This is a genomic window from Brevibacterium sp. UCMA 11752, from assembly GCF_021532235.1.
GTDB lineage: Bacteria > Actinomycetota > Actinomycetes > Actinomycetales > Brevibacteriaceae > Brevibacterium > Brevibacterium antiquum.
Map to the genome: position 1 here is coordinate 3850162 of NZ_JACBOS010000003.1, position 19097 is coordinate 3869258.

The following is a 19097-nucleotide window of genomic DNA, read 5'->3' on the forward strand; positions in this document are numbered from 1 at the left end:
CCTCAGTGCTTCGGTTCCTCACCCGTGTCGGGGCGCTCACTGTGGTCAGGACGCTCAACCGCGGTGTCCGAAGCCGACGATGACGCCTCGGTGCGTTCGGCTGTGGCCACCGACCCTGCCTCGGCGGTGGTGTCCGTCTGAGCTTCTGAGCGCGAATGATCCGCAGAGCCCGGATGCTGCGCGGCTCTCGCTTCGGCGACGTCGAGGACCTGGCCGCGGGCCATGTTCTTCACGTGCTTCTTCTCTCCGCGACGTTCCTTCGCCCCTTCGAGCAGGAGGTAGAGGACAGGCACGAGGATGAGCGTGAGCAGAGTCGAGCTGACGAGACCGCCGATGACGACGATCGCCAGCGGCTTCGAGATGAACACTCCCCCGCCGGTCAGGCCCAGCGCCATCGGCACGAGCGCGAAGATGGTCGCTGCCGCGGTCATGAGGATCGGGCGATAGCGCAGTCTGGCACCGTGGACGATGGCCGCGCGCAAGTCGACGCCCCGCGCCCTGAAGTGGTTGATCAGGTCGATGAGCACGATCGCGTTGGTGACCACGATGCCGATGAGCATGAGCAGACCGATCATCGAGGTCAGGCCCAGCGGAGTATCCGTCAGCAGTGACAGCGCGATGGATCCGGTGGCCGCGAACGGGATCGAGACCAGGAGGATCAACGGCTGCAGCAGCGACTTGAACGTGGCGACCATGATGACGAACACGATGAGAATCGCGGCGAGCATGGCCAGGCCCAGCTGGGAGAACGCTTCGTTCTGCTCCTGCGTGGCACCACCGGTGTCGACGCTGACCGAGTCGGGGATGTCGACCTCGCCCAGCGCGGACTGCACATCGGCGGACACGGTGCCCAGGTCATCGCCGGCAGGGGTCACCGACACGGTGGTCGAGCGCTGCGAATCCGTGTGACGGATCGTCGGCGCGGTCTTGACCTCTTTCACCTCTGCGACGTCACTGAGATCGATGAACCGAGGCTCAGACGTCGGTGCCGGAGCGCCTGCCATGGCGCCCGGGTCACCAGCGCCACCGGCGTCGCCACCGGCTCCCCCGCCGGCACCGGCTCCACCGCTAGCACCGGCTCCTCCGGCATCACCGGCTCCGCCCGCAGCTCCGGCACCACCGTCTGCTGCACCAGCAGCACCAGCAGCGCCGGCGCCACCGGCGGGGGCGGTCTCCTTCGGCTTGCCGGGGATCTTGAGGTCACGCAGTTCGTCGACCGTGTCGGCGTTGCGGTCGAAGAGCAGCACCGAATGCGACACGTTGTCGATGACGACCTCACCGATGTTCTGGCCGTGCATCGCCCGCTGCACGTACTGGCCGATGGTGGCTTCCGTGAGATTCTCCTCGGCTGCCTTCTCATGATCGACCTTGACCTCGATCACGGGCTGGACGGCTTCGAGGTCGCTGGTCACCGACTGGGTGCCCGAGACGCCTTCGAGCTTGTCCGTGACTGCCTTCGTCGCATCGTCGAGCTCTTCGGCATCCGAAGCCGAGAGCGTGACGTCGATGGTCTGAGCGCCGGGCATCGAGCTCTGGCTCTGCACCTCGACCGTTCCCACATCCCCCAGATCGTCGAATTCCTTCTGCAGCTCGTCGGAGATCGACTGAGCCGAGACGCCCGATTTGGAGTTGACGGTGTAGGTGCCGGTGAGTGCCGAATCATCGGTGAACCCGAAGTTCGAGCCCCCGACGGAGAGCTGATAGGACTCGACATCGCTGTTGTCTTTGAGCACCTTCTCGACCGGTTCTGCCTGCTTCGAGGCCTCATCGAGATCGGTGCCGGGGTCGAAGGTCTGCGAGACCTGCAGGCTGTCCTGGCCGGTGTCGCCGAAGAGCTCGGTCTTCAGCTGCGGGACCATCGCTCCCGTTCCGACGAGGAGGAGGACCGCCACGAGGATCATCACGACCGGGTGCTTGGTGGAGAAGGAGATCACCGGCATATAGGTCTTCTGCAGTCGCGTCACCGGCGAATGCATGCCGGCAAGCTCATCGACCGCACCGGTCCCCTCGACAGTGGAGTCGAGGCCTGACCCCGCCGAGGCGGTGGCGGCACTCGCAGTCGTGGACTCGGTGGCGGGCCCGTCATGGCGTCCGGCGGTGAGGATGTCCTGCTTCTTGGACGCCTTCTTCGCGGCCCTGTTCTCGCTCTTCCATTCGGAGAGCATGCCTTTGCGATTGCGGCGGATCTCCTTCTTCTCCGCGCGGGTGAGCTTGACCTTCGCCTCACGCTGCCTCAGGAACCAGTAGGCGAGGACGGGCACGATCGTCAGCGCCACGAACAGGCTCGAGAGCAGGGCGATGGTGGCTGTCAGGGCGAAGGGTCGGAACATCTCGCCGGTCTGGCCGGAGACGAAGGCCAGCGGCAGGAATACGGCGACGGTCGTCAGCGTGGAGGCGGTGATGGCCCCGGAGACTTCGGAGACTGCGGCGAGGATGTTCGCGAACTTCTCACCACCCGCTGCGTGCCGTCGTCGGATCGCCTCGATGACGACGATCGAATCGTCGACGACGCGTCCGACGGAGATCGTCAGAGCGCCCAGGGTCAGCATGTTCAGGGTCTCACCGCCCATCCACAGACCGACCATGGCAATGAGCAGTGAGAGCGGAATCGAGATCGCCGTGATGATCGTGGCGCGCACCGAGAGCAGGAACACGAGGATGACGAGGACCGCGAAGAACAGCCCCAGTCCGCCTTCGACGAGCAGATCGTGGATCGACTGCTCGATGAATGGTGCCTGGTCAAAGGCGGAGACGAACTCTGTATTCTCCCCCATCGACCTCTCAAGATCGGGCAGCTTCTGGGACACAGCATCGGAGACGTCAACGGTGTTGGCGTCGGATTCCTTCATGATCGACACCGACAGCGAGGGCTGTCCGTTGGTGCGCGAGATCGATTCCACGGGCTGGTTCTCGATCGTGACGTCGGCGACGTCGGAGAGCTTGATCGGGTCGTCCTTGCCGCTGATGACGAGATCCTTGATGGCATCCACGGAGCGGATGCGGGTGCCGACCTCGACCGGCGCGGTGCCCTCATCGCTCTTCAATTCGCCCGCCGAGGTGGGGATTCCGTTGGACTGGAGGATGCCGGCGATCTCGTCGAGGTTGGCTCCCTCGTCTTCGAGGTCGTCACGCCGGATGGTGACCTCAACCTGTTTGGTCTTCGCACCGGCGATCATGACCTGGGAGACGCCGTCGATCTTCTTCAGTTCGGGTTCGGCGATGTCGTTGAGGTTGGCAGCGAGTTTGTCCTCATCGGCGTCCGAGGTCACGGACAGTGCGAGGACGGGGATGTCATCGGTTCCGGCCGTGTTCACGGTGGGTTCGACACCGTCGGGAAGAGTGGCCTGAACCTGTGAGACCGCACGTTGGAGGGACTTGACGACATCGTCGGAGTCCTCGCCGTACTCGGTGCTCACAGTGATAGAGGAGCTGCCTGCCGAGGAGGTCGAAGTCATGTCCTCGACTTCGGGCAGTGCCGTCAGCGCACCTTCGAGGGGATCGGTGACCTCTTGTTCGACGGCTTCGGGAGTCGCACCCTCATACGAGACGGTGATCGTGGCCTGCGGGTTCTCAAGAGAGGGGAACAGCTCCTGCTTGAGCGCTCCCGCCCCGATGATGCCGAAGATGATGGCGACGACTGAGATGAGCGCAATGAGTGCGCGGTTCTTCAGGCTCAAACGGGTCAGAAAACTCACGTGGTGACTCTCTTGTCGGTGACGCATGCGCAGGGATCGCCTGCAGGGGATGGTGCTCCGTGGACCAATACTAGTGATTCACACTATCCAAATCACGTGAGCAGACCCTGAGCGCCCGGGCACTGCCGAGCTCAGCTCAGATCGTCCTCAATCCGCTCGTTCTGCTCCGCTTTGCGCACCACCCGCGGCCGGGTCTCACGACCGGTGATCCAGTACGCAGCGGCCAGGATGCCGAGGACACCTGTGAGCATGAATGCCCAGGAGTAGTCGAAGTGGTCGACGACGGCACCGGCGATGACGGGCCCGAGGATTGCTCCCGCGTCGAGCGCCATCTGGTACTTCGCCAGGACGCGACCGCCTTTGCGATCGCGTCCGATGACATCGGCAACGGTGGCCTGCTGGGCGGGATTGGCCAATCCTGAGCCGATTCCGGCGATCACGGAGAGGAGGAAGAACAGCCAGATCGAATCGGTGAACGCCAGCGCCGAGGTGGTCACGCCGAGGACGAGCAGGCCCCATTGGATGAAGGGTTTGCGTCCATAGGTGTCAGCGAATCTGCCGACGACGGTGACCGCCGAGGCATTGCCGATCGCGAACATCGTCAGCGCCAGACCGGCGACCGCGGTGTCGGCCTTGAGCGCTTGGATGGCGAAGAGCGGGTATATGGCCACACGGATGCCCATGGCCGACCAGCCTTGGACGAAGGCAGAGATCAGGGCGGCGCGGTAGGCAGAGTCCTGCCACGCCTGTTTGAACGTCATCACCTCCATCTGCGTCTCGTCCTTCGTTGCTTCCAGGCGTGCGCGCCCGAGTTTGGTCGAGGAGCCTTCTGAGGCGGTGGAGGCGAGGAAGATGCGAACGACGATGGCGGCGATGAGGAGCCCGACGGCGTAGATGATGAACGGGATGCGCATGCCCCATCCGGCCATCGCACCGCCGAGGACGGGGCCGGCGATATTGCCGACGAGGAAGGCCGTGGCATAGGTGCTCGAGGCCTTGGCGCGGGCGTCGATCGGGGCCAGCCGGATGATCAGGGCCATCGCTGAGACTGTGAACATCGTTGAGCCGATGCCTCCCAGACCACGGAAGATCAGCAGCTGCCAGTAGTTCTGGGCGAAGGCGACGGCTGCGGTGGAGGCGGCGACGATGAGGAGACCGGAGATGTAGATGCGGCGTTCGCCGAAGGCGTCGACGAGGCGTCCGGAGGACGGTGAGAACACGAACCGGAAGAAGGCGAAGGAAGAGACCACGATCGTGGCGGCAGTGACTCCGAAGTTGAAGCTCGCCGCGAACTGCGGAAGCACGGGGGCGATGATGCCATAGCCAAGAGCCACGATGAAGGCCGCCGCGACGAGGACGTAGATCTCCTTCGGCAGGCGGCGCGAGGCAACGGTCGACTCTGCCCGTTCGTCGTCGTTGTTCGTCGAGTTCTCGTGGTTCGTCGAGTTGTCGTCGTTCGTCACAGGGTATCGAGGAACTGCTCGGGGTCCGGCAGTGGTCGGGTGCTGTTGGCCATGCGCTGTCGGTAGCGTTCGGGGACCGCCCCGATGTAGAGCCAGCCCATGAGCAGTTCCTGGCCCTTGAGCCTGTGGAGTCTGCGCACGGCAGGTTCGTTCGTGAGGTTTCCGCTGCGCCACATGACGCCCCAACCTGCCTGCCACAGAGCGAGTTCGAGCAGGTGACCTGCTCCGGCCGCTGTGGCGTGCTGTTCCCATTCGGGAACCTTGGGGTTGTCCTGCGGTGCGGCGACGAGTGCCAGGAGGAGTTCTGCCCGAAGCGGCTTCTCGTTGATCTCACCGGACTTCCGGTGCACCCCTCCCGCTTCATCGAGGGCCGCGCCGAGACGGATCCTGTCGTCACCGCGGATGATGATGAACCGCCAGGGCTTGAGCCCCTTGTGATCGGCGACCGAGGAGACTGCGTGGATGAGTTCGCGCAGGTCGGAGTCGTTGGGTGTCTCCGGGTCCAGTTTTGAGATCGAACGCCGGGTGGAGATCGCGTGCAGGACAGGGTCGGCGACGATGTCGATGGAACTCGGCGCCGAATAGTCCGGACCCAGTCGGTGCGAGGGAAGCGCCGTCTGCTCATCCGGTGCCGGTGCCGCTGCTGATGTCTCTTCAGCGCTTGGACCCGCGGCCAGCTTCTTCGCCCAGGGGCCGGTCTCGCCGTCGAGGAAGTGGGCGCGCACGCGCCCCTTCGTCACCTCGCAGGCACCGTCGCTCTTCGGCTTCTTCCTCTTCGAGCCGCGATGCTCAGACGAGTCTTTGTGTTTCGACATTCAGCTCACCCAATCCGCAAACGCCTCCCGTGCATGGGACAGCTTCGGATCAATGATGACACGGCAGTACCCGTTGTTGCGGTTCTCGGTGTAGAAGTCCTGGTGGACAGCCTCGGCGGTGTGGAAGATGCCCAAGGGTTCAAGCGTGGTGACGATCGGAGCCTCGAAGATCTCCTGTGCCTCGGCGATGGCGGCCTCGAAGCGTGCCTTCTCCTCTTCGTCGGCGTAGAACATGGCCGACCGGTATTGGGTGCCGACGTCGTAGCCCTGAGCATTGAGGCTCGTGGGGTCGTGTCCGGTGAAGAAGAGGCCCAGGATGACGCTTTCCGGGACGATCTCCGGATCGAATGTCACCTGCAGCGCCTCAGCATGACCCGAGGTGCCTGAACAGACTTCACGGTAGTGCGGATTCGGCGTATGTCCTCCGGTGTAACCGGAGATCACCGAGGTGACTCCGGTGGTCCGCTGGTAGACGGCGTCGAGGCACCAGAAGCATCCGGCGCCCAAGGTCAGGGTACGAAGTTCACTCATATTCCGTACAACCATGATGTGTGCGAGTTATTCCCGGTCGAGTTCACATGAGCATGCCGCTGGGCAGGGTGAACCCGAGCTCGGCGGCGGCTTTCTGTGTGGAAGGCTGGCTCCAGAACCTCGCAACCGAGGTGTTCGTCGACAAGGATCGCATCTCTGCTTTGTCCAGGAACATGACGCCTTCAAGGTGATCGGTCTCGTGGGCGACGATGCGTGCCGACCAACCGGAGACCACCTCGGCGATGGGCGTGCCGTTGAGGTCCTGGCCTCTCAGCTCGATCTCGCGGGGACGAGCCACGACGGCTTGGTAGCCGGGGATCGACAGGCAGCCTTCGAAGAAGGCGACGTTCTCCGAGGTGGCAGGGGTGTAGTCGGCGTTGAGGACGACGCGCAGGGGCATCGGGGACCGCTGCCGCACCTCGGCGGTCTCAGGGTCGAGACTTCCGGGGTCTTCGGCCACGAACATCGACAGACCGATTCCCACCTGCGGACCAGCCAGCCCCACGCCCGGGGCGGCGAGCATGGTTGCCCGCATCACCTCGGCGAGCTGAGCCAGTTCGACATCGTCGACCTGCCCGTCGAAGGGCGAGTCACCGAGCGCAGTATCGGGTCGCCGGCCTCGACGATCGGGGCCACTCCCCCGCCTGTCTCTGCTGTGGCGAGCACGGAACGGATCTGGGTGGCGATGAGCGCATCGGCGTCATTCATGGTCATGGCCCTTTCGACCGGCTCACACGTCCCGGGCGACGATGAGCTCGGCGTGCTTGAGCAGGGGTGCGTCGATCATCTTGCCTTCGTAGGCGAAGGCGCCCTTCTCGGTCTTCGCAAGTTCGAGCACGGCCTTCGCCCAGGTCAGCTGCTCTTCGCTAGGGCGAAACGCATTGCGGACGACGGGAACGTGGTTGGGGTGGATGGAGACTTTGCCGCTGAAGCCGGACTGCACGGCGTCTTCGGCTTCCTCGCTCAGCCCGTCGAGGTCGGGGATGTTCGCCCAGATCGAGTCAAGGGCGAATTTTCCGTGTGCGCGGGCGGCCAGCAGGGTCGAGTTGCGCACGTGTTTGGCCACGTCGCGGTAGCCGCCTTCGGCAGTGCGCGACGATCCCCCGCCGAGGTCGGCGATGAGGTCCTCAGATCCCCACATGAGCGCGTAGGCGTTGGGTGCGGCGGCGATCTCGGCGACGTTGACCGCGCCCAGTGCCGTCTCGATCAGTGCGATGACCTGGTAGTCGGCGAGGACCGTGAGGTCTGAGGCGTGCTCGGACTTCGGCAGCATCACGGCCGTGTACTCGGTCTTGGCGAGCATCTTGAGGTCATCGCCTAGGTGCTCCGAATCGCGGGCATTGATGCGGACGACGGTGCGTGTGGGGTCGAGCGGATAGTCGATGATCGCTTCGCGGGCGGTGGCCTTGTCGGCGTCGTTGACCGCGTCCTCAAGGTCGAGGATGACGATGTCGGAGCGTTCGGCGGCCTTCGTGTAGCGGTCGGGGCGGTCGCCGGGGACGAAGAGCCAGGCGGGTTTGAAGTCCAATGCCATGGTGGTGCTCACTTTCCGGTTTCGGGCTGGGTCGGTTCAGTCTGCTGGGCGGCGTGCGCCCCTGCTTCGTCGGCGTGGCTGGAGTCGAACATCATGGTCTGGCGCACAGCCTTGGCCACGAGGGTTCCGTCCTGGTTGTAGCCGCGGTGCTCCAAGGTCACGATGCCCTGGCCGGGCCGGGACTTCGAGTTGCGCTTGTCGAGGATCGTCGTCTCCGCATACAGGGTGTCGCCGTGGAAGAGCGGGGCGGGGAAGGAGACCTCGGAGAAGCCGAGATTGCCCACGATCGTGCCCTGAGTCAGCTGCGTGACCGACAGACCGATGAGGGTGGAGAGGGTGAACATCGAGTTGACGAGGCGCTGTCCGAAGGGCTCGGTCGCTGCGAAGGCTGCGTCAAGATGCAGGGCCTGCGTGTTCATGGTCACGGCGGTGAACCAGGTGTTGTCCGCCTCGGTGATGGTTCGGCCGGGCGCGTGCTTGTAGATCGCGCCGACTTCCATCTCGTCCAGCCACAGACCTCGTTGTTCGATGACCTTCTGCTCACTCATGCGTCACTCCTCTGTGTCACTGCTGATCGCAGTGTGTCTTTGACCACTTGTCGTGATGTGAGCTTATCGCCTGGGACCGAACGACAGGTGGCCCGGGTCCGTCTGTCCGAACCCGGGCCACCTTCCGTCGGGGATTCACCCAGCGACCTCGGCCTCGAAGACGTTGAAGGCGGAGGTCCATCCGTCAAAGACGCTGTCGACGGCGCCGGAGTCGCTCGGGAGCCCTGTGAGCGTAAAGGTCATCCGTGTCATCGCCTCGTCGATCTCCTCGAACTCGAGGCTGACAAGCGGCGATAGGTCCTCCTCGCCCTGACTTCCCCACGTGAAGTCCAGTCGCCGAGGTGGATCGACGTGGCGGTACTTCCCACCGGTGGGAAACTCCTCACCGGTTTCGTCGACGATCATCGTATAGGCGTATATTCCGCCCTCTCTGAGATCGACGCTCACCGAATCCCGCGGGGTGTGCAGTCCCTCCGGGTGGTACCAGCGAGCCATGACATCGGGGTTGATCCAGGCATCCCAGACCCGTTCACGTGGTGCTGCGAAGTCGCGGACGATGGTGAACCCGGGTTCGTCGGTGGCGGATGGGGTGCTGTTGGCGGACATGCTGTTCTGGTTCATGATGGTTCTCCTCCTTGAGTCGATCACTTCTTCTCGGCCAGCACCTGGTCGAGATTGTCGAACCGCTGCTCCCAGTCCTCGCGTGCTGACAGCAGCCAGTCCGTGGCCGTCGTCAGCCGTTCGGCATTGAGATGCACGATCCGTGTCTGTGCGCTCTTGGTCCTGGTGATCAGCCCAGCGTCCTCGAGCACCTTGAGATGCTGCGATACTGCCGACCTGCTGATGGTCAGCGGCTGCGCCAACTCTCCTGCGCTGAGGTCCCCTGCTCGCAGGCGGTCGATCATCGCCCGCCGAGTCGGATCAGCCAAAGCGCCGAACAGCGAACTCAGATTCATTTCAGCGTCTCCTTAATTAAGTGGTTACTACAATACGGCCTGAGACGCAGATGTCAAGGGTCTTCTGCGAATCCGGATCGGACGCATCGACCCGCTAGGCTGGTGGCATCGGCTCAACGACTATCTTCAGGAGAGACATGGATCGCGATTCGATCGAATGCTGGTTGACCGACATGGACGGCGTCCTGGTCAAGGAGAACAATCCACTGCCGGGCGCGGCCGAGCTTCTCGCACAGTGGCGACAGGCAGACATTCCCTACCTGGTGCTGACGAACAATTCGATCTACACCGCCAGGGACCTCTCTGCCCGGCTCCGGTCGAACGGCCTCGACGTTCCCGAATCGAAGATCTGGACCTCCGCGATGGCCACCGCCGACTTCCTGTCCAACCAGGTCGAGCACGGCACCGCCTACGTCGTCGGCGAGGCGGGACTGACCACGGCCATCCATGAAGCTGGGTTCATCATGACCGAGAAGGATCCGGACTTCGTCGTCGTCGGCGAGACCCACTCCTATTCCTTCGAAGCGATCACTAAGGCGATCCGCCTCATCGACGGCGGTTCACGCTTCATCGTGACTAACCCCGATGCCACCGGCCCCAGCCCCGAGGGCGTCCTGCCTGCCACCGGCGCCATCGCCGCGCTGATCACGAAGGCCACGAACCGTGACCCCTATGTCGTGGGCAAGCCAAATCCGATGATGTTTCGATCCGCACTCAACCAGATCGGCGCTCACTCGATGAGCACCGCGATGATCGGCGACCGGATGGACACCGACATCATCGCGGGGATGGAAGCGGGCATGCACACGGTTCTCGTCCTCTCAGGGATCTCCACCGCCGAGGATGTGCGCCGCTTCCCATTCCGCCCGAACGAGATCGTCAACGGCGTCCACGATCTCCTTGACGTCCCCCTCGATCAGCGAGGGACGCTGGGACCAGACGTCACCGGCTCCGCCTGAGGCGACCTGCCGACCGAGAAACGGCCCCCGCGTCGAAACACAGGCTCGTGGCCAGAGACCTCCGGCGAGTAACTGGCTGAGTGTCGAATAACTTATGTGCACATATGGTTTTCGACGTTCAGCCCGATTTGCAGTGCGCGCCTTCCCCACCACCCAGCACTGTAGTTAAATACTGTTTGATATCTTTTGGTGACTCTTGATTGCGTTTAGCACAGCTCGGGCGCATACTGACTCCATGTTTCAAGTGCTGACCACCCAGCAGCTCCGCGAACTCGGCATGACTCGAGCCCAGTTGTCGGAGTCCGAACGGTGCTGCCTGCGTAAGGTCAGGAGAGGCCGCTATGTGATTACTCGCAAGTGCGATCAGGAACACCATAAGGCAGCAGCACATCTGTCTGAGGCTGAGGAGACAACGTTCCCCAGAGCCTACGGCGACATCAGGGACCACGCCGAGACACTGCGGCTGCAGATCGCCTGCCGTCGTGATTCGGTTCAACCAGGTGATGTGTTCTCGCATGTCTCCGCTGCGCTCATCCACGGCCTCGACCCAGTCCTCATGGGAACGCCGAAGGTCGAGATCTCGAGGCGGTCTCCTACCCGCAACTACAGCAGCCTCTACATCTACTCTCGTGACCTCTCAGCCGAGAAGACCGCCGACAGTTTCGCCTATCCGGTCACCACGTTGACGCGCACACTCGCCGACCTTGCTCTCGACCATTCACTCGAAGTCTCAGTGCCACTCATCTCCCAAGCTGTGCGCGCCGGATCGGTGTCTGTCCACGACATAGAAGATCGGCTGGTCAAAGGCCAGCGCGGTCGTAGGAGAGCCCAGCTGGCGCTCAAGCTCTCGAACGCCGAATACGAGTCTCCGTCTGAGGCCTTCTGCGCGGTGAAGTTCTACCGACACGGCATCACAGGGATGGTGCCTCAGCTCGACGCCTACACCGATTCCGGTGAGTTCATCGGTCGCAATGACTTCCGCCACGAGAAGGCACCGGTGGTCGTGGAAGTCCATGGAGTCGGAAAGTTCTACCTCAATCCCAATGGCCCCGATGAAGCTGCGAAAAGGAACCACCAGCGCAACATGAACCTGCTCAACGCCGGATTCACTGTGTTCAACCTGACCTTCGGCGACCTGTTCCGGCCCCGGATATTCGCCGAGATCAAACGAAGCATCCAGAGGACAGTGCAGCCCCTCTCTCGCGGCAAAACGGGTTGAGCGTCGAAGCACGCACGTGCACAGCCGCTATTCGACGCGCAGCCCGCGTATCGCCGGGTGCTGGGTGCTGGGTGCTGGGTGCTGGGGCTGGGCGCATCATCACTCTTGCTCATGATTCGAGCCAACGCGGCCGCCACAGGCTCACTGCAGCGACGAGGTCAGCCTCATCACGGACTCCAGGTAGCGGCGAATATAGGGTCGCTGCTCCCATTCCTCGAGGGAGAGCTCACGGCTCGTGCGCTGGTAGTCCACGACCACCTCGGCGATGTCGTCGACCAGGTCTCCCCCTGTCGTCAGCAGGCTGATCTCGTAGTTGAGGCCGAATGAGCGCATGTCCAGATTTGAGGACCCCATCACCGCGTACTCGTCATCGACGATGAGGCACTTCGTGTGCAGAACCTGCGGTTTCGGGTAGAGGAAGATCCGCACCCCCGCCTCGAGCAGCGACCGGTAGTACGAGGATTGGGCGTAGTCGACCATGAACTGATCGGCCTGTTCGCTGACGTAGAGTTCGACGTCGACCCCGCGCTCGGCGGCGGTGACGACAGCGGCCAGCAGGGATTCATCGGGCACGAAGTACGGGCTCACGATCGCCAGGCGCTTCTGTGCCAGATACATCAGCGAGCTGAAGACCTTGAGGTTCGGTTCGGTGGTGAAGCCGGGACCTGAGGGAACCAGCTGCATGGCACTCGTCTGCCCGCCGACATCGGGTTCGTACGCGTCGCGATCATAGGACCTGATCCCCAGGGATTCTCCGCACTCGGTGTACCAGTCGGTGGCGAAGACCGCTTCGACGGCGGCGACGATGGGCCCGGAGAGTTCGACCATGATGTCGTGCCAGGCCCGCCCGACCTTCACGTTCGCCTTCTTCAGGTACGAGGAGTCGATCATGTTCTGGGACCCCATCATCGCCTTCTTCCCGTCGACGACGAGCAGCTTGCGATGGTTGCGCAGATCGATGCGCCTGGTCTTTCCGCGCCAGGGGATGAAGGGAAGCATGAGATGCCAGTCGATTCCGCCGTTGGTCAGGCGCTTGCCCAGACGGTGGAATCCCGGATACTTCCGAGAGCCGATGTGATCGAAGAGAACCCTGACCTTCACGCCCCGGTCTGCGGCACGTTCGAGGGCCCGGAAGAAGACATCGGTCGTCGAATCCCAGGCCATGATGTAGATCTCGACATGCGCGTATTCGCGCGCCTCGTCGACGAGGCCGGCCATCCGCGCGATGCTGGCCTCGTAGTCGCAGATGACACCGTGGCTGTCGCCGGTGACCATCGGCAGAGCCGTGAGTCTGCGCCCGAGCTGGGCGATCGACACGAAGCCGGGGGCCGTGTGCAGCGACGGGGGCACGTCGGGCAGATCGTCGGCACCTTCGTGCATGAGCTCATCGGCCTGGGCCTGGATGCGAGCCCGCCGTCGGTTGATGTAGGGGCTGCCGAGCATGAGGAACAGAGGGATCCCGACGATCGGCACGAACAGGATCAGCAGCAGCCAGGCCGAGGACGACGAGGGCCTGCGGTCCTCAGGGACGACGCCGACGGCGATGATCTTCACCGCATATTCGACGACGATCCACCCCACGCCCAGGACGGACGTCACGATGCTGAGATCCACGTACACCCTCCCCTTGCTCGGCTGATCTTCTGCTCCACACTAACGGAGCCTGCCCCAGACAGATGACAGCACCGCCCGCCGAGGTGGCCCTGCACTTCCGTACGGAAGTATCGAGCCGCCTCGGCGGGCGGTGGGACTGCGGCTGAGCTCAGATGCCGAGTTCGCGGGCGATGAGCATGAGCTGGACCTCGGTCGTGCCTTCGCCGACTTCGAGGATCTTCGAGTCACGGTAGTGGCGGGCGACGAGGTATTCGTTCATGAAGCCGTAGCCGCCGTGGATCTGCGTGGCGTCGCGGGCGTTGTCCATTGCGGCCTCACCGGCGACCATCTTCGCAATCGCGGCTTCCTTCTTGAAGGGAAGCCCTGCCATCATGCGCGATGCCGCGAGGTAGTACGCGGAACGGGCTGCGACGACGCGGGCCTCCATCCGGGCGATCTTGAAGGAGATCCCCTGGAAGTCGGAGATCGGCTTGCCGAAGGCCTGACGCTCCTTCGCGTACTTCACGGATTCGTCGACACAGCCCTGGGCGGCACCGACGGACAACGCACCGACGGCGATGCGGCCCTCGTCGAGGATGCGCAGGAAGTTCGCGTAGCCGCGACCGCGTTCGCCGAGCAGGTTGGCTTCGGGCACCTGCACGTTGTCGAAGGTCAGCGGATGCGTGTCCGATGAGTTCCAGCCGACCTTGTCATAGGCGGGCTCGGCGGTGAAGCCGGGGGTGCCCGTCGGAATCATGATCGTCGAGATCTCGGGGACCTCGCGGCCGGAGCCGGAGGTTCGGGTTCCGGTCACGGCGGTGGCTGTGACCAGACGCGTGATGTCGGTGCCCGAGTTCGTGATGAAGCACTTGCCGCCGTTGACCGTCCAGGTGCCGTTCTCCAAGGTGGCCTTGGTCCGCGTGCCGCCGGCGTCGGATCCTGCTTCCGGTTCGGTCAGGCCGAAGGCGGCCAGCCCGGAGGCATCGGTGAGCTTGGGCAGCCATTCGCGCTTCTGCTCCTCGGTGCCGAAGCGGTAGATCGGCATTGCTCCCAGGGAGACTCCGGCCTCCAGCGTGATGGCAAGCGACTGGTTGACGCGGGCGATCTCCTCGATGGCAAGTGTCAGCGCGAAGTAGTCCCCGCCCATGCCGCCGTACTCTTCGTCGAAGGGCAGGCCGAAGAGGCCCATCTGTCCCATCTTCTTCACGAGTTCGTAGGGGAACTCGTGCTTGGCATCGAGTTCGGCGGATACTGGTGCGACCTCTTCGTCGGCGAATTTCGCGACGCCGGCTCGCAGGTCTTCGTATTCTTCGGGCAGCATGCCCGGAACGAAAGCTGTCATGATTTCCTCCCCGCTGTGTGCGTGGTCAGTGAGTTTCTGGTGGTCAGTCGTTTGCTGCTGTGGCGTCGTCGGCTGCGTCCGCGGCGGCTTCGTCGACGACGGTGGCGAGCACCTCGTCGAGGCCGACCTGGACGCCCTGGACTGCGGTGACGGTGACGATTCCCGTGGCCGGCGCGGTGAGCACGTGTTCCATCTTCATCGCCTCGACGACGACGATCGGATCGCCCTGTTCGACGTGGTCTCCGGACTCCACTCGGACCTCGACGACGGATCCGGGCATCGGTGCGAGCACCTCGGCGCCGTCGAGTCCCGGTGTCAGGGACGTATCGGCCTGGGGACGGGTGAACGTGTAGACGCCCTGGTCGCTGCTGACCCAGATGCTGCGATCGCGAGCATCGGAGAACACGCGGGCCGTGTGCTGCACACCGTCGATCGTCAGGTGCCAGAGGCCGCTGTCATCGACGGAGACATCACCGAGGTGTGATTCGACATCGGTGACGTCTCCCCCGGAGCTCAGCGCCACGGTGGGACGGAAATCCGGACGTGAGGTCCGCCAGGCAGATGGTCTCCCCCACGCCGAGGCGGTCGCGGAGTTCTGCGGCAGCTGTGCTGCCGTGATCGCTCCGGTCAGTTCGGTTCCGGCGAGACCGCCGGTGACGAGTACGGCCGCAGCGGCAAGCTGACGGTCAGTCTCGCTCGGTGCATGCGCGAGCTGGTCCTCACTGAGGTTGTCGATGAGTGAGGTGTCGAGATCGCCGGAGACCACTGCGTCGAGGTTGATGAGAGTGCGCAGGAAGTCGATGTTCGTGACGATCCCCGGTACCGCCGAGGCGGCAAGCGCAGCATCGAGGCGAGCGATGGCTGACGCCCGATCCGGAGCGTGGACGATGAGTTTGGCGATCATCGGGTCGTAGTCCGAGGCAATCGTCTGCCCGGCTTCGAGTCCGGCATCGACGCGGATGCCTTCGCCTTCGGGGAAGACGACGTCGAGGGCACGACCGCCGGTGGGCAGGAATCCGCGCGAGGGGTCCTCTGCGTAGATGCGCGCCTCGATCGAATGACCGGTCATCGTGATGTCGTCCTGGCTCAGTTCCAGCTCTTCACCTGCTCCGACGCGCAGCTGGAGCTCGACGAGGTCGATGCCTGTGACCTCTTCGGTCACCGGATGCTCGACCTGCAGCCGGGTGTTCATCTCCATGAAGAAGAACTCGTCGGGGCGGTCGGCACCGACGATGAACTCGACTGTGCCTGCCCCGCGGTATCCCACGGACTTCGCGGTCTCACAGGCTGCTTGGCCGATCCGTGCCCGGGTTGCCTCGTCGAGCAGTGCCGAAGGAGCTTCCTCGATGACCTTCTGGTGGCGGCGCTGCAGGGAGCACTCGCGTTCGCCGAGGTGGATGACATTGCCGTGCGCATCGGCCATCACCTGGACCTCGATGTGACGCGGGGTCGCGACGAGGCGTTCGAGGAACAGCGTGTCGTCGCCGAAGGAACTCGCGGCCTCACGGCGGGCGGTGTCCAGTGCTGCGGACAGTTCGGAGGGTTCGAAGACCGCGTGCATGCCCTTGCCGCCGCCACCGGCGGAGGGTTTGATGAGCACCGGGAAGCCGATGTCGGCCGAAGCCGCCACGAGGGCCTCGTTGCTCATGGCGGCGTCCTTGGTGCCGGGCACCAAGGGAACTCCACGCTGGGAGACGGCGTTCTTCGCGGTGATCTTGTCGCCCATGGTGCGGATGGCTTCGGCACCGGGGCCCAGGAAGACGATTCCTGCGGTGTCACATGCGGCAGGGAAGTCAGCGTTCTCCGACAGGAATCCGTAGCCGGGGTGAATCGCCTCGGCGCCGGTGGCCTTCGCCGCGGCGATGACCTTATCGATGCGCAGGTATGACTCGGAGGCCTGGGCTGGACCCAGGTGCACGGCGGTGTCGGCGGCCTTGACGTGGGCGGCGTGGGCATCGGCGTCGGAGTAGACGGCGACTGTTCTGATGCCCAGTCGGCGGCAGGTGCGGATGACGCGCAGCGCGATTTCGCCGCGGTTGGCGATGAGTACGGTATTGAACATGGGTGAGCTCACATTCTGAAGACGCCGTAGCCGCTGGCATTCAGCGGGCGTTCCATGGGTCCGAAACGGGCGAGTTCGAGTGCCAGGGACAGCACCTGGCGGGTGTCGGTGGGTTCGATGATTCCGTCGTCCCAGAGGCGGGCCGTCGAGTAGTACGGGTTGCCCTGAGCTTCGTACTGATCGCGGACTGGCTGCTTGAACGTGTCCTCCTCTTCGGCGCTCCAGGTCTCGCCGCGGCCTTCGATCTGGTCGCGTTTGACCGTTGAGAGCACGCTGGCAGCCTGTTCGCCGCCCATGACGGAGATGCGGGCGTTGGGCCACATCCACAGGAAGCGAGGTGAGTAGGCACGACCGCACATCGAGTAGTTGCCGGCGCCGAAGGAGCCGCCGATGACGACGGTGAACTTGGGCACTCGGGCGGTGGCGACGGCGTTGACCATCTTCGCTCCGTGCTTGGCGATGCCGCCGGCTTCGTAGTCGCGGCCGACCATGAAGCCCGAGATGTTCTGCAGGAAGATCAGCGGCACGCTGCGCTGGTCGCAGAGTTCGATGAAGTGGGCGCCCTTCTGCGCGGACTCGCCGAAGAGGATGCCGTTGTTCGCCACGATTCCCACCGGATGTCCATCGAGGTGGGCGAAGCCGGTGATGAGGCTGGTGCCGTATTCGGCCTTGAATTCATGGAATTCGGAACCATCGACGAGGCGGGCGATGACCTCGTGGACATCGTAGGGAGTCCTCGAATCGACGGGAACGACCGCGGTGAGCTCCCCGGGAGAGTGCAGCGGTTCGCGGGATTCGACGATGTCCCAGTTGGCCACCGGCTTCGGTCCCAGCGTGGAGACGATGTCGCGCATGATCTCCAGGGCGTGGGAGTCGTTGGCCGCGAGGTGGTCGGTGACTCCGGAGACGCGTGAGTGGAGTGCTCCGCCGCCGAGGTCTTCTGCGCTGACTTCCTCACCTGTGGCCGCTTTGACCAGCGGTGGGCCGCCGAGGAAGATCGTGCCCTGTTCGCTCACGATGATCGATTCGTCGGCCATGGCCGGAACGTAGGCACCGCCGGCGGTGCAGGAACCGAGAACGGCTGCCAGCTGCGGGATGCCTGCGGCCGAAAGCGTGGCCTGGTTGAAGAAGATCCGGCCGAAGTGCTCGCGGTCGGGGAATACATCGTCCTGATTCGGGAGGTTGGCTCCGCCCGAATCGACGAGGTAGATGCATGGGAGATTGTTCTCCTTCGCGATCTCCTGGGCGCGCAGGTGCTTCTTCACCGTGACGGGATAGTAGGTCCCGCCCTTGGCTGTGGCGTCGTTGGCGACGATGATGCACTCGCGTCCGTTGACGCGGCCGATGCCCGTGATGATTCCCGCTCCGGGACTGGCATCGTCGTACATGTCGTTGGCCGCCAGCGGCGAGAGCTCGAGGAACACTGTGCCCGGGTCGAGGAGATTCTCGACGCGCTCGCGTGGAAGCAGCTTGCCGCGGTCGATGTGGCGCTGCCTGGATTTTTCGGGTCCGCCCAGGGCCGTGGCCCGGATCCGCTCCCGGAGTTCAGCGATGAGTTCGGCATGGGCCTCGGCGTTTGCCTGCCCCGTTGCCGGACTGACCGCAGTTCCCACTGCTCTCATTCCACTCCCCATTTCAGTTAATATTTGTTAACTGACTGCTATGATACTGCTCAAAGGCCATTGTGACAATGCGCACGATCGAGCAGACTTCGAGCCGGGTGCGGACGAGAGATGAGGTGTCGGATATGGAGCCGAAGGCATCTGCGCGCTCAGCGACGGCAGGGTCGGGAATTGCGAGGACCACCCGCGCAGCGGCGAAGGCTGCGCGTCGTGAGCAGCTTCTTTCGGTGGCGAAGACCCTCTATGCTCAGCATGGTTTCCACGGGGTCCGCCTCGATGATCTGGGCAAGGGTGCCGGGATCTCCGCCCCGGCGGTCTATCGTCATTTCGACTCGAAGGAAGCGGTCCTCGAGGAGCTGCTCGTCGGAATCTCCGAGTATCTGAACTCGGGCGGGGACGCGATCATCGCCCGTCATGAGAACGACGCGGCCGCCTCGGCGCTGGTCGAGCTCATCGACTTCCATGTCGCCTTCGCCATGAGCGAGCCCGAGCTCATTCGGATTCAGGATCGTGACCTCGCGGCCCTTCCCGAGTCCTCACGGCGCACTGTCCGTCGCCTGCAGAGAAGCTATGTCAGCCACTGGGCTGAGGTCGTGGCGCGCGCCAACTCGGATTGGTCGATCGATGCCGCGACGGTGCGTGTCCACGCAGTCTTCGGCATGATCAATTCGACCCCGTACCAGGCCAGGCGTTCAAGCGCCGAGGTGGTCGGGGTCGAATTGCGCGCCGCCGCTCTCGCGGCGCTGGGTATCGCCTGA

Annotated in this window: 17 protein-coding genes; 3 read left to right on the forward strand and 14 right to left on the reverse strand. The window is 63.9% G+C overall.

The window, feature by feature from the left end:
• Nucleotides 1-2: 2 nt before the first annotated feature.
• The 10 genes from HU144_RS17390 to HU144_RS17435 form a co-directional block, all read right to left on the reverse strand.
• Nucleotides 3-3695: an efflux RND transporter permease subunit gene (locus HU144_RS17390; RefSeq protein ID WP_235352360.1), complete on the reverse strand. Its 3693-nt coding sequence runs from the start codon at nt 3693-3695 to the stop codon at nt 3-5.
• Between the two features lie 131 nt (nt 3696-3826).
• Nucleotides 3827-5158: an MFS transporter gene (locus tag HU144_RS17395; RefSeq protein ID WP_235352361.1), complete on the reverse strand. Its 1332-nt coding sequence runs from the start codon at nt 5156-5158 to the stop codon at nt 3827-3829.
• On the reverse strand, nt 5155-5973 hold the full coding sequence (locus HU144_RS17400) for a nitroreductase family protein (RefSeq protein ID WP_235352362.1): 819 nt from the start codon (nt 5971-5973) through the stop codon (nt 5155-5157). Before HU144_RS17400 ends, HU144_RS17395 begins: the two co-directional genes overlap by 4 nt.
• Nucleotides 5974-6504: a peptide-methionine (S)-S-oxide reductase MsrA gene (msrA, locus tag HU144_RS17405; RefSeq protein ID WP_235352363.1), complete on the reverse strand. Its 531-nt coding sequence runs from the start codon at nt 6502-6504 to the stop codon at nt 5974-5976. It lies immediately after the preceding gene.
• Between the two features lie 43 nt (nt 6505-6547).
• Nucleotides 6548-7039, reverse strand: a complete 492-nt coding sequence (locus HU144_RS17410) for a peptide deformylase (RefSeq protein ID WP_235352364.1) — start codon at nt 7037-7039, stop codon at nt 6548-6550.
• Nucleotides 7039-7218, reverse strand: coding sequence for a hypothetical protein (locus tag HU144_RS17415; RefSeq protein WP_235352365.1), 180 nt, complete (start codon nt 7216-7218; stop codon nt 7039-7041). Before HU144_RS17415 ends, HU144_RS17410 begins: the two co-directional genes overlap by 1 nt.
• A gap of 16 nt (nt 7219-7234) precedes the next feature.
• On the reverse strand, nt 7235-8038 hold the full coding sequence (locus tag HU144_RS17420) for an HpcH/HpaI aldolase/citrate lyase family protein (protein ID WP_235352728.1): 804 nt from the start codon (nt 8036-8038) through the stop codon (nt 7235-7237).
• Nucleotides 8039-8046: 8 nt separating this feature from the next.
• The gene (locus tag HU144_RS17425) at nt 8047-8586 is read right to left on the reverse strand and encodes a MaoC family dehydratase (protein ID WP_235352366.1); all 540 of its coding nucleotides are present in this window, start codon (nt 8584-8586) and stop codon (nt 8047-8049) included.
• A gap of 135 nt (nt 8587-8721) precedes the next feature.
• Nucleotides 8722-9207 carry an SRPBCC family protein gene (locus HU144_RS17430; RefSeq protein ID WP_235352367.1) on the reverse strand — a complete coding sequence of 162 codons (486 nt, stop codon included), beginning with the start codon at nt 9205-9207 and terminating at the stop codon, nt 8722-8724.
• Nucleotides 9208-9230: 23 nt separating this feature from the next.
• Nucleotides 9231-9542, reverse strand: a complete 312-nt coding sequence (locus HU144_RS17435) for an ArsR/SmtB family transcription factor (protein WP_198397727.1) — start codon at nt 9540-9542, stop codon at nt 9231-9233.
• Between the two features lie 137 nt (nt 9543-9679).
• Between HU144_RS17435 and HU144_RS17440 the strand changes: the two genes are divergently transcribed.
• Both HU144_RS17440 and HU144_RS17445 read left to right on the forward strand, forming a co-directional pair.
• Nucleotides 9680-10501 carry an HAD-IIA family hydrolase gene (locus HU144_RS17440; protein ID WP_198397728.1) on the forward strand — a complete coding sequence of 274 codons (822 nt, stop codon included), beginning with the start codon at nt 9680-9682 and terminating at the stop codon, nt 10499-10501.
• 235 nt (nt 10502-10736) lie between these two features.
• Nucleotides 10737-11720, forward strand: coding sequence for a hypothetical protein (locus HU144_RS17445; protein WP_235352368.1), 984 nt, complete (start codon nt 10737-10739; stop codon nt 11718-11720).
• Nucleotides 11721-11861: 141 nt separating this feature from the next.
• Here the strand turns inward: HU144_RS17445 and cls are convergent, their stop codons facing one another.
• The 4 genes from cls to HU144_RS17465 form a co-directional block, all read right to left on the reverse strand.
• A complete protein-coding gene (cls, locus tag HU144_RS17450) occupies nt 11862-13334 on the reverse strand; it encodes a cardiolipin synthase (RefSeq protein WP_442862665.1) in 1473 nt (490 codons plus the stop codon).
• Between the two features lie 148 nt (nt 13335-13482).
• Entirely contained in the window at nt 13483-14655 is a 1173-nt protein-coding gene (locus HU144_RS17455; protein ID WP_143922081.1) for an acyl-CoA dehydrogenase family protein, read from the reverse strand.
• A 43-nt stretch (nt 14656-14698) separates the two neighbouring features.
• Nucleotides 14699-16717 (reverse strand): acetyl/propionyl/methylcrotonyl-CoA carboxylase subunit alpha, encoded by a 2019-nt coding sequence (locus tag HU144_RS17460; protein WP_235352370.1) that lies wholly within the window; start codon nt 16715-16717, stop codon nt 14699-14701.
• An 8-nt stretch (nt 16718-16725) separates the two neighbouring features.
• The gene (locus HU144_RS17465) at nt 16726-18339 is read right to left on the reverse strand and encodes a carboxyl transferase domain-containing protein (RefSeq protein WP_235352371.1); all 1614 of its coding nucleotides are present in this window, start codon (nt 18337-18339) and stop codon (nt 16726-16728) included.
• A gap of 125 nt (nt 18340-18464) precedes the next feature.
• Here HU144_RS17465 and HU144_RS17470 point away from each other — a divergent pair, with 125 nt between their 5' ends.
• Nucleotides 18465-19097 (forward strand): TetR/AcrR family transcriptional regulator, encoded by a 633-nt coding sequence (locus HU144_RS17470; protein ID WP_235352372.1) that lies wholly within the window; start codon nt 18465-18467, stop codon nt 19095-19097.

Excerpts from the sequence above, each read along its gene's own strand:
- HU144_RS17400 (WP_235352362.1), bottom strand. The coding sequence starts at position 5,973 with ATGTCGAAACACAAAGACTCGTCTGAGCATCGCGGCTCGAAGAGGAAG.
- HU144_RS17415 (WP_235352365.1), bottom strand. The coding sequence starts at position 7,218 with ATGACCATGAATGACGCCGATGCGCTCATCGCCACCCAGATCCGTTCC.
- HU144_RS17410 (WP_235352364.1), bottom strand. The coding sequence starts at position 7,039 with ATGCGGGCAACCATGCTCGCCGCCCCGGGCGTGGGGCTGGCTGGTCCG.
- HU144_RS17420 (WP_235352728.1), bottom strand. The coding sequence starts at position 8,038 with ATGGCATTGGACTTCAAACCCGCCTGGCTCTTCGTCCCCGGCGACCGC.
- HU144_RS17430 (WP_235352367.1), bottom strand. The coding sequence starts at position 9,207 with ATGAACCAGAACAGCATGTCCGCCAACAGCACCCCATCCGCCACCGAC.
- HU144_RS17460 (WP_235352370.1), bottom strand. The coding sequence starts at position 16,717 with ATGTTCAATACCGTACTCATCGCCAACCGCGGCGAAATCGCGCTGCGC.
- HU144_RS17440 (WP_198397728.1), top strand. The coding sequence starts at position 9,680 with ATGGATCGCGATTCGATCGAATGCTGGTTGACCGACATGGACGGCGTC.
- HU144_RS17470 (WP_235352372.1), top strand. The coding sequence starts at position 18,465 with ATGGAGCCGAAGGCATCTGCGCGCTCAGCGACGGCAGGGTCGGGAATT.
- HU144_RS17455 (WP_143922081.1), bottom strand. The coding sequence starts at position 14,655 with ATGACAGCTTTCGTTCCGGGCATGCTGCCCGAAGAATACGAAGACCTG.
- HU144_RS17465 (WP_235352371.1), bottom strand. The coding sequence starts at position 18,339 with ATGAGAGCAGTGGGAACTGCGGTCAGTCCGGCAACGGGGCAGGCAAAC.
- HU144_RS17445 (WP_235352368.1), top strand. The coding sequence starts at position 10,737 with ATGTTTCAAGTGCTGACCACCCAGCAGCTCCGCGAACTCGGCATGACT.
- msrA (WP_235352363.1), bottom strand. The coding sequence starts at position 6,504 with ATGAGTGAACTTCGTACCCTGACCTTGGGCGCCGGATGCTTCTGGTGC.
- HU144_RS17435 (WP_198397727.1), bottom strand. The coding sequence starts at position 9,542 with ATGAATCTGAGTTCGCTGTTCGGCGCTTTGGCTGATCCGACTCGGCGG.
- HU144_RS17425 (WP_235352366.1), bottom strand. The coding sequence starts at position 8,586 with ATGAGTGAGCAGAAGGTCATCGAACAACGAGGTCTGTGGCTGGACGAG.